Genomic DNA, 206 nt, shown 5'->3' with positions numbered 1-206 from the left:
CCCTCAATAACAGAGCCTACTTCACCTTCTTTATCTAAGTGATAATGATGGTTATCGCTAAAGTCATAGTGTTCTTTACTGCTTTGCTTCTCAGTCGTCACCAAAAGTTTACCTTTGGCATTTACATCAACCGTGCCTGCCGATTTCACATTTGCTGCTTTTATCGTGATATCACCACCACTTTGAATGGATAACTCACCACCTTT

Annotated in this window: 1 protein-coding gene; it reads right to left on the bottom strand. The window is 40.3% G+C overall.

Features of this window, described 5'->3' with window-relative positions:
- On the bottom strand, positions 1 to 206 hold a 206-nt coding region (locus HMPREF2750_RS06995; RefSeq protein WP_148129980.1), incomplete at both ends, for a hemagglutinin repeat-containing protein.

The sequence above is a fragment of the Haemophilus sp. HMSC066D02 genome, from assembly GCF_001810545.1.
Taxonomy (GTDB): Bacteria; Pseudomonadota; Gammaproteobacteria; order Enterobacterales; family Pasteurellaceae; genus Haemophilus_D.
The sequence above is the reverse complement of the archived record's forward strand: the minus strand, read 5'-3'. Positions and strand labels throughout refer to the sequence as shown.